We start from the raw sequence: 12,896 nt of genomic DNA on the forward strand, positions 1-12,896 counted from the left end.
TTTATAACTATTTAAATTCGTTTCCAAAGATCTAAGGATAATTCACGAGATTTAGTGTGAATTTTTTCTTCATCTATATTCACCAATTTCCTATCTTTCATGATAACCTTTCCATTGATAATAGTAGTATCTACACTTCTTCCTGTCATTCCAAAAAGTATATGTGCATTTGAATTATTTTTATCCATATTAGTAAGAGGATTATAATCCACTACAATTATATCAGCATATGCTCCTTCCTTTAGCACTCCCAATGGTCTTTCAAAATATTCAGCTGCAATTTTAGCATTATTTTTAAATATCATCTTTGGTGTTTCTTTTGTACCTGCATTTGGATTAGAGAGATTATGTTTATGAACAATATTACTAACTTTCACAGACTCAAACATATCACTTGTATAGCCGTCCGTTCCAAGTCCTACAGTTATATTTCTTTTCATCATCTCAATTATAGGTGAACATCCTACTCCATTGCCCATATTAGACTCAGGATTATTTACTACCTTTGTATTCGTATTTTTAAGTATCTCTATTTCTCTATTGTTAATATGAACACAGTGTATAGCTAAAGTTTTTTCTCCTAAAATATCAAAATCAAACAATCTCTCTACAACTCTCTTATTATATCTATTTAATGAATTATATAAATCATCGATGCCTTCAGCTACATGTATATGAAATCCTGCATCAACCCCTTCTATTGATTCCCTACATTTATTGATAGTATCATTGGATAGGGTAAAAGAAGCATGAAGTCCAAACATACCCTTTAACATATCATCTTTAAGATTATTAACATGTTTTATAAATGCTAAATTTTCTCTTATGCCTTCCTCCATTATCTCTTTTCCATCTCTATCTGATACCTCATAACAAAGAGAACTTCTAACTCCCAATTCCCTTGTTATCTCTCCAATAGTAAATAAGCTCTCTCTTACAGCTCCTTGACTTGCATGATGATCAAAAATAGTAGTTGTACCATTTTTTATACATTCGATCAACGTAACATAAGCACTATATTTAACATCTTCCAATGTAAGAACTTTATCTAGCCGCCACCACAATTTTTCAAGTATTTCAATAAAGTTCGTTGCTGGTTTTCCATTTAAACTCATTCCTCTTGCAAAAGCACTATATATATGATGGTGAGTGTTGATCATACCAGGCATGATTACTTTTCCTTTAGCATCTATAAAATCTATATCTTTATATCTCCTTTTTAACTCCTGAGTATCACCAATTTCCAATATTAAATTATCCTTAACTACAACGCATCCATTTTCTATATAAGGATTATTTTCATCCTGTGTTACAACTCTTCCATTCCCTATAAGTAGCATAAAAACACTCCTTTTTATTTATGATTCTACAATATAACAAAGAAAGTATGACTTTTGTCATATAGCCTTTAAGCTATTCAGCTTGTGTTTCTTCTTCAGTTTCTTCTTTTTGAGGAATTATAGCATTTAAGAACAAGGCCAATAATCCTGCAGCTACTACGGAATCACCAAAAAAAGATTTCATAACTACTGGCATATACTCAGTTGCAGCAGGTACTTGGGCAAATCCAAGACCAAGAGATAAAGAAATAGCTAAAATAATAGTATTTCTATCATCGAATCCTGCTAAAGAAATCATTTTGAACCCACTTATAGTGATCATGGAAAATACCATCATAACTGCTCCTCCTAAAACACTTGAAGGCATAGCAGCACATATAGCACCAAATTTAGGAACAATTCCAGCTAACATAAGAAAAATCGCCCCTGTAGCCACACAGTATCTACTCATAACCTTAGTCATAGCTACAATACCAGCATTTTGTCCAAAGGCAGTATTAGGCAACACATTGAAGAATGCACCTATAGCGCTACCTACCCCATCTGCAATAACTGCACCTGACATTTCATCTTCATTAGCCTCTCTATTAAGTCCACTTAATGTAATACCAGATACATTACCTAAAGTTTCTAACCCAACAACCAAGTATACAGAAGCAAATTTAAGAATTGCATCTAAGCGAAATTCCATTCCAAATTTAAGAGGTCTTGGAATGCTAATCCATCCAGCTGTTGATACTCCTGAAAAATCAACTTTTTTCAACGGAATAGCCACAATATAACCTAATATTATCCCAATAAGTATAGATGCTACATTTAACAGTCCTTTACTAAATCTCTGCAACAAAATTATAATAATAAGAACAAAAAATCCTAAAAATAAATTTTTAGGTGAACCAAAATCAGCTGCACCTGCTCCTCCTGCAAAATAATTAATTCCTACAGGGAATAATGAAAATCCTATAGTAACCAACACAATACCAGTAACTATAGGTGGAAAATATTTACGTAAAGGTTTAACAAAGAAACCCATGATTATTTCAGCTAAACTACCAATTAAAGACCCTCCTAAAACAGCAGGAAGTCCATAGGATTCTCCAACAGCTATAGCCGTTGGAACAAAGGCAAAGCTAGTTCCCATTACTATTGGCAATCTTGCTCCTACTCTACCAACAGGATACAATTGTATAAGTGTAACCAACCCTGCCACAAACATTGCACATTGAATCATAAACACTTTATCCTCAATACTTAATCCCACTACACCAGCTATTATCATTATAGGAGCAATATTTCCTGCAAACATTGCCAAAACATGTTGCAATCCTAAAGGTATTGCAACTTTTAATTCAGGTTTACCGTCTAAATCATAAATAGAAGTACTCTTTGTCATTAAACCCACCCCTTCTTGTAAATTTAATATTTATATTAAATTTACAATATAGTTAAATAACCTTAAGATTTCCTAGCTTTTATACAAATTACATGTTCATTTAATAAAATTTTCTAGAACATCATAGGATAAGAGTCTTTATCAAAAATTTTATAGTATTCTATAGAAGATTTAGTCAATATTATTATTTTAAACCTTGAAAATATTTTTTTGAGTTTTAGATGCAGTTATAACTGCATCTAAAAGCTCAACTCTTTATTTTATCAAATGAGTTCCATCTTCACCCTTAACTGATTCCTTCAATTTTTCAGGAGATGTAATGATTGCCTTTCCATTACTATTCTCAAGAAAATTCAATATCGCATTTATCTTGGGAAGCATACTTCCTGGAGCAAAATGTCCTTCTTCTATTAACTTTTTTGTTTCTTCTATATTAAGTTTATCTAAGGCCTTTTCTTTATCTGTTCCATAATTAATGCAAACCTTTTCAACTCCAGTAGAAACTATGAATAAATCTGCTTTAAGTTCAATTGCTAATAAACTAGAAGCATAATCTTTATCTATTACTGCATCTACACCTTTAAAGTATTTTTCTTCATCTCTAATAACTGGTATACCTCCACCACCAACAGCAATTACAACATATCCAGTATTTATTAAATCTTTAATAGCATCTTTTTCTACTACATTCTTTGGCATTGGAGAAGGAACAACCCTCCTGTATCCTCTTTTTGCATCTTCAATTAATACCCAATCAGGATGCTCATTTCTCAATTTATTAGTCTCTTCTTTCGTATAAAAAGAGCCTATTGGTTTAGTTGGATTAATGAAAGCTTTATCATCTTTATCAACTTCTACTTGGGTTACAACTGAAACTGCCTTTTTATTTATACCTCTTTTTAAAAACTCATTATCAAAAGCTTGTTGAATTTGATAACCTATAGAACCCTGTGTATTTGCACCACAGTTCACAAGTGGAACTGGGTGCATCCCTTCACTTTCCTCAGCTATTTCAGATCTTCTTAAATTAAATCCAACTTGTGGTCCATTACCATGAGTTATAACTACTTTATACCCTTCTTCAATAATATTGACTATATGACTAACAGTTTCACATATAGCATTATATTGGTCTTCAACTGTTGAATGATTTTTATCTTTAATTAATGAATTTCCACCTATAGCTACAACCGCTATCTTTTCCATTTTTATTTACCACCCATTGTTAGTGTCATTACTGCTTTAGCTGTATGAAGTCTATTCTCTGCCTCATCATAGATGATGGAATGAGGTCCATCTATAACTGAATTTTCAACTTCATTTTCCCTATCTGCTGGTAGTGCATGCATATACATTACATCTTTATCAGCAATAGACATCATTTTTTCAGTACATTTCCAAGTTTTGTAGGATTCTAGTAAGTCATCCACTACTTCATCACTTTGGTTTGTCACCCAGCTACCCCAATTCTTTGGTATCACTACATGAGCATCTCTATAAGCTTCTTCCATATTGTGAGTAATCTTGAAAGTGCCACCGTGTTTTTCTGCATTTTCTTTAGATTGCTTAATCACCCAATCTGGTAGGTCATATCCTTCTGGATAAGCAAGAGTTACATCTATTCCATATCTTGGGAAAAGAAGTGCTTGAGTTACAGGTACAGAAATTGGCTTCTTATGAGTAGTTGCATATGCCCATATTATTGAAACTTTTAATCTTTTAGTATCTCCAACTTTTTCTTTAATTGTCATTAAATCAGCTATACCTTGCATTGGATGATATAGATCACATTGTAAATTTAATATAGGAGCACTTGACCATTCAGCCATTTCTCTTAAATATTTATTTCCTATTCCCCAGAAACAATTTCTGCATGCTATTGCATGACCAAATCTTGATAATATAATAGCAGTATCTTTGGCAACTTCACCATGAGAAATTTGCATTGTACTTGTATCTAAATAATTACCATGTCCCCCTAATTGAGCTATACCAGCCTCCATTGAATTTCTAGTTCTTGTAGATTCCTCAAAGAACATTAAAAATGCCGTTTTATTCTTGAGATAAGGTGTATCTATTCCCATAGCAAATTTTCTCTTTAGATCAAAAGATACATCTAACAAAGTATCTATTTCTTCCTTTGTCCATTCTTGTAAAGTAATAAAATCCTTTCCTCTAAATATAGTTTGCATTAAAAGTCATCCTTTCTTTTAAATTATTTTTTGAACTTATTAACATATATTGTTGGTATTACAGCATACATAGCTGCACTTTTTACTAAATGATCTTTCCACGTTTTTTCATTTGGTGCATGGGCTTCCTCTTCCTTTCCTGGTCCAAATCCTATACATGGAATACCATATCTGCCCATGATAGACACTCCATTAGTTGAAAATGTCCATTTATCTACTAATGGTTTTTCTTCAAATAAATTTTCATAAGCATAAACTAAAGTTTGACAAGCTTCTTGATCCTCATCAATCTTCCAAGCTGGGAAATAACATTCAGTTGGATAAACAAGTCCCGTATAAGATGGTCTTTCATAGTTATACATCGAAACTTCCGCTTTCGCTTCTTTAACAGCGGGTAAATTTCTAATCTCTTCAAGAGCTTTTTCCCATGTTTCACCCCAAGTCAATCTTCTATCTATGGAGATAGTACAACCATCAGCAACTGCACACCTTGATGGTGATGTAAAGAATATTTCTGAAACTGTTAAACTTCCTTTACCTAAAAAAGAATCCACATGTAAATTTTCATGCAATGCTCTCAATTCATTTAATATTGGAGCCATTTTAAAGATAGCATTATCTCCTCTTTCTGGAGCTGAGCCGTGACAACTAATACCCTTTGTATCTACTCTAATTTCCATTCTTCCCCTTTGTCCTCTATAAATATTTAAATTCGTTGGCTCAGTTATAACTACAAACTCAGGTTTAAGTTCAAGTTCATTAATTATATATTGCCAGCAAAGCCCATCGCAATCTTCTTCTTGTATAGTGCCAGTAATAACTAAAGTATAGTCATCTTCTAAACCAAGATCTTTAATTATTTTTCCAGCATATACCATAGAAACCATTCCGCCTTCTTGGTCACTTGCCCCTCTACCACCAATTACTTCATCATCTTCAAAACCTTCATATGGATCAAACTCCCAAAGTTCCTTATCCCCTATTCCTACCGTGTCTATATGAGCATCCATTGCTATAACATGCTTTCCTTTACCAATATACCCTAATATATTTCCCATTGGATCTATTTGCACCTTATCAAACCCTATTTTTTCCATTTCCTCTTTAATTCTTTGAACTACTTTTTCCTCTTGAGCACTTTCACTAGGAATTGCTATCATATCTCTTAAAAATTTAGTCATATCTTCCCTATACTCTTTTGCCTTTTTAAGAACTTTTTCAAACTCAATATTCATTTTTGCTTGCCCCCTTATTTTTTTATTATTCATTAAAAATTGGTTCTGAATTTTTACCTCTCCATGTAACATCTCTATAATGATCAGGATCTGTATCTCCTTCAGTACTGAATAAAAGAATCTTAGAATTTTCATCTAATTTTAACTCTTTTCTCAAATCCTTATATTTTTCATCTATCATAATAGTTGCAATAAAGCCAGCAGTAACAGCACCAGACTCTCCAGCCACAACCTTTCTATCGGTATTTAAAGGATTGCCAAGTATTCTCATACCATTTGCTGCTACCCAATCAGGGCAAGAAATAAAGCTACTACTATAAGATTTTAAAATTTCCCATCCAATAGTATTTGGTTCTCCACACGCAAGTCCTGCCATAATAGTCGGCATATCTCCTGTAACAAATCTTGGTTTTCCATCCCCTATAACAGCCGATTTATAAAGACATGCTGCATCATTAGGCTCAACTATTACTGATATAGGGCAATCATCTCCATAAACTGATGCAAAAAAACCCTGAATAGCAGCTGCAAAAGATCCTACTCCAGCTTGCATAAATATATGAGTTGGTTTTTCTACTCCATAATTTTTCAATTGTTCCAAAGCTTCTAAAGCCATGGTTCCATATCCTTGCATAATCCATGTAGGTATATCTTCATAACCTTCCCAAGCAGTGTCCTGAATAATTACACCATTTGTTTCTTCTGCATGTTTTGCTGCTAAACGTACTGCTTCATCATAATTCATATCTGTTATTGAAGCTTCAGCCCCTTCTTTTCTTATGTTTTCAAGTCTAATTTGAGAAGAACCTTTTGGCATATAGACTACAGATTTTTGTTTCAATTGGTTCGCAGTCCATGCTATTCCCCTGCCATGATTTCCATCTGTAGCTGTATAAAATGTTATTTCTCCTAACTTTTTTCTAATTTCATCTGATATTAACTTTTCATATGGAAGTTCTTGAATATCCTTTCTAAGCCTTTTAGCCATATACTTAGCTATGGAATAAGATCCTCCAAGTACCTTAAAAGCATTTAAACCGAACCTATGAGATTCATCTTTTATATAAATGCCTCCCATATTTAATCTTTTAGCTAAGTTATCTAATTTTACTAAAGGTGTTTCAGTATATTGAGGAAAGCTTTTATGAAAATTTCTGACTTTATGCATTTCTTTTTGACTTAAAAAATCTACATCCGCTTTTTTTCCTTTGCATGACATAGTATTGTTTTGCCATTTTATTGCTTTTTTCATTACTAGTCCTCCTTAAATATATTTCATTAGATATCTTCTACTATATTAATAAGCAAATACTATGCCAAAATCTTTTTATGCAGCTTTTTTATCTTAAAAATCTTATTATCGTGATATATACTTGATTTCAGACATTATCTCAATGTTTTAGTTAACTAATTTAGTTAATAAAAAAATTGATTTTAAAATGTTTTTTATCATTTTGATAATAAAAATACATGAAAGCGCTATTCATACCCATTTATCATTTTGATATTTTTTATCATTTTGATAATTGTCAAATCTAAAATTAGACTAACCCATGAGTTAGTCTAATTTTAGTTCAATTTCCTATATAAGGTTGCTATACCTATTCCTAAGGCTTCTGCTGTTCTTTTTTTACCTCTAGTATCATATCCATATAAATCTAAAACTTTTAAAATATATTCTTTTTCCATAGTTTTTAATGGTTTTATAACTTGATCTTCCTTTTTCATTGCTTCACTTCCTTTATAATGAAGAATTGTTTTAGGAATTAAATTTTTAGTTAATATACCTTTATCATTTACAAAATTCATCATAAATTCTATGGTATTTTCTAATTCTCTTACATTTCCTGCCCACGGATAATTTAAGAATATCTCTTTTACATCCTCATCTACTCCATGAACATTTTTCTTAAAAATATTATTATATTTATATATAAGCTCCATCATTATAGGTTCTATATCTTCTTTTCTTTCTCTAAGAGGTGGAAGTTCTATAGGGATTACATTTAATCTATAAAATAAGTCTTCTCTAAACTTATTTTCTCTAATTAATCTTTTTAGATCTTTATTAGTTGCTGCAATTACCCTTACATCTAATTCTATTTGTTTATTTGATCCTATTCGCACAATCTTCATTTCTTGAAGTACCCTCAAAAGCTTAACTTGAAGATATAAAGGCATGTCCCCTATTTCATCTAAAAATATTACACCTTCATTAGCAAGTTCAAACTTACCTATTTTACCATTTGGATCTGCTCCAGTAAAAGCTCCTTTAACATATCCAAAAAGCTCACTTTCCAATAATGTATCAGGAATAGCACCACAATTTATAGCTACAAAAGGTTTACTTTTCCTATTACCTTCTGCATGAATAGCTCTAGCAAATAGTTCTTTTCCCGTTCCACTCTCTCCAGTAATTAGCACTGTAGAATTAGATGAAGCTATTCTTTTTATTTTTTCTTTTATATTAATTATCTTGTCAGATTTTCCAATAATGTTATCCATAGTTATAGGCTGTCTAATATTAGTAGCATTATAAAAATCTTTTTTTAATTTATTTGTTTTGTCAAATATAATTATCTTATCATATTGTGGAAATATTTCAGATACAGGGATAACATTTCCTATAATATTATGTTTTTTATTATCTACTTTAATAAGAAATACTTCCCCTCCCATTATATACTCTTTATTAGATTCTATTTCTATCTTCTTATTTAAAGATTTCGATGTTAATTTTAATTGAACTTTAGCACTATTATTTATATCCCTTATTCTACCTTCTGTATCAATGACCAATATTCCTTTATTAATATTATTTAATATTTCTTTTAATAATTTTATCATTGAAGCATTTCTTTGCTTTTCCATATTTTCATATACCTTGGCACTAATAAACTCAGCTATCTGATCTAAAAACTGTAAATGTGAATTTATATTATCTAAAACATATTTTTTTTGTTCATCAGTTAAGCATATGAGTCCAATAACACCTATAATATCATCATTTAATTTAATAGGTGTACAAAGCTCTAATTTTTCTACACAATTGTATCTATTTACACAATTTACGCAAAGTTCATGATAGCCCGGTTTTTCAATTATTTGACATTGACCTGTTTTTAAAACATACCTATATACATATCCTTCAACAGAAATATTTTGATCAATTTTATCTTTATATATTTCAGTACTTGCAATTCTTATAAGGTTATTGTCCACAATCTCTACTTCTACATGTATAACATTTGATATTACATTAGCATATTGAGCTACTGTAGGTTGTATTTGTTTCAATAAGGACTCGTCCATTTTATCACTCCTTATTTAAAAACTATTCTTTAAATAAACATTTTTCTCATTATAGATTGTATGTTTATTATATTTACTTATAAATATAGAAAAAAATATTATACAATATCATTTTCAACCTTCTCATTAAAATAATATAATATCCCTTCTAAAACTCCTCCTCCAATAGCCATAGCCTTATCTGAAATTTTATAACAATAACTTCTATCGCCTCTAGGATCTATATCTCCAATTTTCATTCCCTTTTTTACATAGTATCCATTCTTTATCATTCCCCTTATAACTCCATCTATTTCAGCTTTTACAATCTCTCCACCTATGTAAGCAAGAATTTCACCTTTCTTTACTAGAGAGCCTATATCTTTTAAAACCTCTATTTGTCCGTCTTTATTAGCTCTTAAAACCCTTTCTATTGTATATCCCTTTACATTTCCTGGAATTCCAGTATTAGGCTCTGCTTGTCCATTAGTTATAATTTTACCAAGATTTTGTCCTCTATTACTTTCTATTACTATGTCCACATCTTCTCCTGCAATAAATCCAGGACCTACTCCTATAACTAGATCTGCCATGTTAACATAAGTTCCTATATTTTTCTTGTTAATAATTGAATCTATTAATACATAAGGTTTTATATCGATTATAGTTTCTCCTATAGGGTCAATTATTACAGGAATTATTCCCTCATCTAATATTTTAAATGCCTCTTTAACATTTGAAACACACCTTGCCTTAATGCCTTCCACTTTAGTTTCTCCATCGTAAACAGCCTCAGAAAAAGAAACTTTTCTTCTAACGTTAGATGGATTTCTTATTTCTAAGAAAATCACTTTAAAACCACATCTAAATAATCTATAGCCAATACCGGAACCAATATCACCAGCCCCTCTGATTACTATTATATGATTTTGTATATCCAATATCATGAAAATTCATCTCCTTAATAACTTAAAAAATTAGCTTTTATGTCCTAAATTTCATAATATTTTATAAATTTATTATTTTCATAGAGTATAGCATATTTTTGTACAATTTAAAATAAATCTATGGTTTTCTAAAAAAATAAAAAAACTCAAGATTAATCTTGAGTTTTTTTAGGTTCTACGTGAACCATACAGTGCTTTACACTTTCCACACGATTTTCAATAGCATCATGAACTTCTTCTGCTATATTATGACCTTCCTCTACGGAAATAAAGGCATTTACAGCAATATCAATATCTACATATATTCTATTTCCAAATACTCTAGTCTTTAAATCCCTAATTTCTTCTACGCCTTTTATGGAATAAGTTAAACTTCTAATCTTTTCAACAGTTTTTTCGTCAGCTGCTTCATCTACTAATTCTCTTGTCGCCTTTAAATATAATTCTACCCCAACTTTTACAACAAAAATACTAACAACTATTCCTGCTATAGGGTCTAAAATTTTAACTCCCATTCTAGCTCCCAGAATACCTATAAATGTACCTATAGATGACAATGAGTCTGATCTATGATGCCAAGCATCTGCTTCTAATGATAAACTTTTTATCTTCCTTGCCGTCTTTACAGTATACCAATACATACCTTCCTTAAATACAATTGAAATTAAAGCAGCTACCAAAGCTATTATACCAGGAGTCTTAATATTTCCACTTATCAATACCTTTAAACTTCCATATCCAATATAAATGCCTGTTAATACAAGAATAATACTTAAAAGTTTTGCAAATACAGGTTCGTATTTTTCATGACCATAAGGGTGATTTTCATCTGCCTCTTTTGAAGATACTTTTAAACCTAAAAGTACAACAAAAGTAGTTAGTACATCTGATAAAGTATGAACTCCATCTGCCAGCATTGCATTACTTTTTCCTACAATTCCAGAAAATATTTTAATAACTGCTAAAATTATATTAACAATTATAGTTATAATGGAAACTTTAACTCCCAATTTATAATTCTCCATATCCTAACCTCCAAAATAATTCTATAATACCTTCTAAATTTATATTCAATTGATAATATTATATACCTTAATTCTTTAAAAATCTACTGTTTTAGCCAAATAATAGGTGTTTTCAATTGATAATAATTGTTATAATCAATATAATAAAAAAATAAGTGGAAGAAAGAATCCTCCACCTATCTTTTTAACCAATTTATTCTGTTTTAATCACCTATTTTTTCTTTATGAAAATTCCATTTTTCATTATTATAGTCATATTTTCCTTTTTAATATTTTCTATATCTTCTAATGGACTTTTTTCAAGAACTATTAAATCAGCATATTTATTTTCTTCTAAAGTACCTGTTATGCCTGATACTTTAAGCATGTCTGCACCACTTCTAGTTGCTGCTACTATAGTTTCCATTGGAGATAGTCCAGACTTATTTATAGCATGTATTTCTTTTAAACTATACTCGCCATAAGGCGTAAGTTGACTACAAAAAGAATCTGAGCCTACTACTATTCTTATTCCTGCATCTTTTGCAGCTTGAAAATTAGCTATTGTACGATTTAGTTCTTTTTCTGCTATTGTTTTACCAGGAAATTTATCTAATATAGATCTATAGGGTGGTTCATATTCAGTAAACCATTCATAAAAAAATTGCATAGTTGGAACTAAAGTAATATCCTTTTCCATCATTAAACTAAGACATTCATCATCTAATTCTTGTCCATGTTCAATACTATATACTCCAGCTTTACAACAATCTTTTGCACCTTCTAAACTTTCACAATGGGCTCTTACAGGGAGTCCTAAATAATTTGCCTCTTCTACTACTACTTGAATCTCTTCAAAACTATAATGTTGATCAGTCTTTCTTTCTAGTCTCCAAACGCCTCCACCTGTAGCCCAGATTTTAATCATGTCTGGATTAGTCCTAATAATCCTTCTCACTGCATGACGTAAGTTCTCCTTACCATCAACACATATCGCCCAAGGATGAGATTCTTGAACATAATCAAAGGGTAAAGAATGGGTATCTCCATGACCACCAGTTCTAGAAAGTCCTAATCCACAAGTTATAGTTCTCGGTCCTTTAATTATTCCTTTATCAATCATATCTCTCAAATAAGTTCCGTTTCTTGAAATATCCCCCACAGTAGTAATCCCATGCTCAAGACAGGCTTCTGCTTGAGAAACAGATACTACTGCTTTCTGTAATGTCGGCTCAAGTATCCAATTTATATCTGAAGGACTTAGTGCACCACCAAAATGAACATGGGTATCAATAAGACCTGGCATGATAGTCATTCCAGATATATCTACAATTTCATAATCTGAATCAATATGTATTTTTTGACCTACATATTTAATTTTTTCATCTTCAATTAATACTAAAGATTTTTCAAGTGGCTCACTACCTATACCATCAATAAGTACACCATCTACAAAAGCAATTTTTGTCATATAACTCCTCCTCAGTTATGCAT

At 31.0% G+C, this 12,896-nt stretch carries 10 protein-coding genes; all 10 read right to left on the reverse strand.

Translation table 11 applies throughout. From position 1 onward, the window contains the following. Positions 1 to 11: 11 nt before the first annotated feature. A complete protein-coding gene (ssnA, locus tag NSA23_RS02500) occupies positions 12 to 1,340 on the reverse strand; it encodes a putative aminohydrolase SsnA (RefSeq protein ID WP_042681321.1) in 1,329 nt (442 codons plus the stop codon). A gap of 73 nt (positions 1,341 to 1,413) precedes the next feature. After that, positions 1,414 to 2,733 carry a uracil-xanthine permease family protein gene (locus NSA23_RS02505; RefSeq protein ID WP_042681319.1) on the reverse strand — a complete coding sequence of 440 codons (1,320 nt, stop codon included), beginning with the start codon at positions 2,731 to 2,733 and terminating at the stop codon, positions 1,414 to 1,416. Between the two features lie 255 nt (positions 2,734 to 2,988). Then, the gene (arcC, locus tag NSA23_RS02510; protein ID WP_042681317.1) at positions 2,989 to 3,939 is read right to left on the reverse strand and encodes a carbamate kinase; all 951 of its coding nucleotides are present in this window, start codon (positions 3,937 to 3,939) and stop codon (positions 2,989 to 2,991) included. 2 nt (positions 3,940 to 3,941) lie between these two features. Then, complete coding sequence (locus NSA23_RS02515) at positions 3,942 to 4,925, reverse strand: ornithine carbamoyltransferase (RefSeq protein WP_042681315.1); 984 nt, start codon at positions 4,923 to 4,925, stop codon at positions 3,942 to 3,944. 23 nt (positions 4,926 to 4,948) lie between these two features. After that, positions 4,949 to 6,193 (reverse strand): YgeY family selenium metabolism-linked hydrolase, encoded by a 1,245-nt coding sequence (locus NSA23_RS02520; protein ID WP_042682227.1) that lies wholly within the window; start codon positions 6,191 to 6,193, stop codon positions 4,949 to 4,951. Next, entirely contained in the window at positions 6,186 to 7,412 is a 1,227-nt protein-coding gene (gene dpaL, locus NSA23_RS02525) for a diaminopropionate ammonia-lyase (RefSeq protein ID WP_042681312.1), read from the reverse strand. The genes NSA23_RS02520 and dpaL overlap by 8 nt, the downstream gene beginning before the upstream one ends. 317 nt (positions 7,413 to 7,729) lie before the next feature. Continuing rightward, complete coding sequence (locus NSA23_RS02530) at positions 7,730 to 9,472, reverse strand: sigma 54-interacting transcriptional regulator (RefSeq protein WP_042681309.1); 1,743 nt, start codon at positions 9,470 to 9,472, stop codon at positions 7,730 to 7,732. A 98-nt stretch (positions 9,473 to 9,570) separates the two neighbouring features. Further along, on the reverse strand, positions 9,571 to 10,398 hold the full coding sequence (gene yqeB / locus NSA23_RS02535; RefSeq protein ID WP_042681307.1) for a selenium-dependent molybdenum cofactor biosynthesis protein YqeB: 828 nt from the start codon (positions 10,396 to 10,398) through the stop codon (positions 9,571 to 9,573). Between the two features lie 152 nt (positions 10,399 to 10,550). Further along, positions 10,551 to 11,423: a cation diffusion facilitator family transporter gene (locus NSA23_RS02540; protein WP_042681305.1), complete on the reverse strand. Its 873-nt coding sequence runs from the start codon at positions 11,421 to 11,423 to the stop codon at positions 10,551 to 10,553. A gap of 211 nt (positions 11,424 to 11,634) precedes the next feature. After that, positions 11,635 to 12,873, reverse strand: coding sequence for a metal-dependent hydrolase family protein (locus tag NSA23_RS02545; RefSeq protein ID WP_042681303.1), 1,239 nt, complete (start codon positions 12,871 to 12,873; stop codon positions 11,635 to 11,637). Positions 12,874 to 12,896 lie beyond the last annotated feature (23 nt).

The sequence above is a fragment of the Anaerosalibacter massiliensis genome, assembly GCF_024623155.1.
Classification (GTDB): domain Bacteria; phylum Bacillota; class Clostridia; order Tissierellales; family Sporanaerobacteraceae; genus Anaerosalibacter; species Anaerosalibacter massiliensis.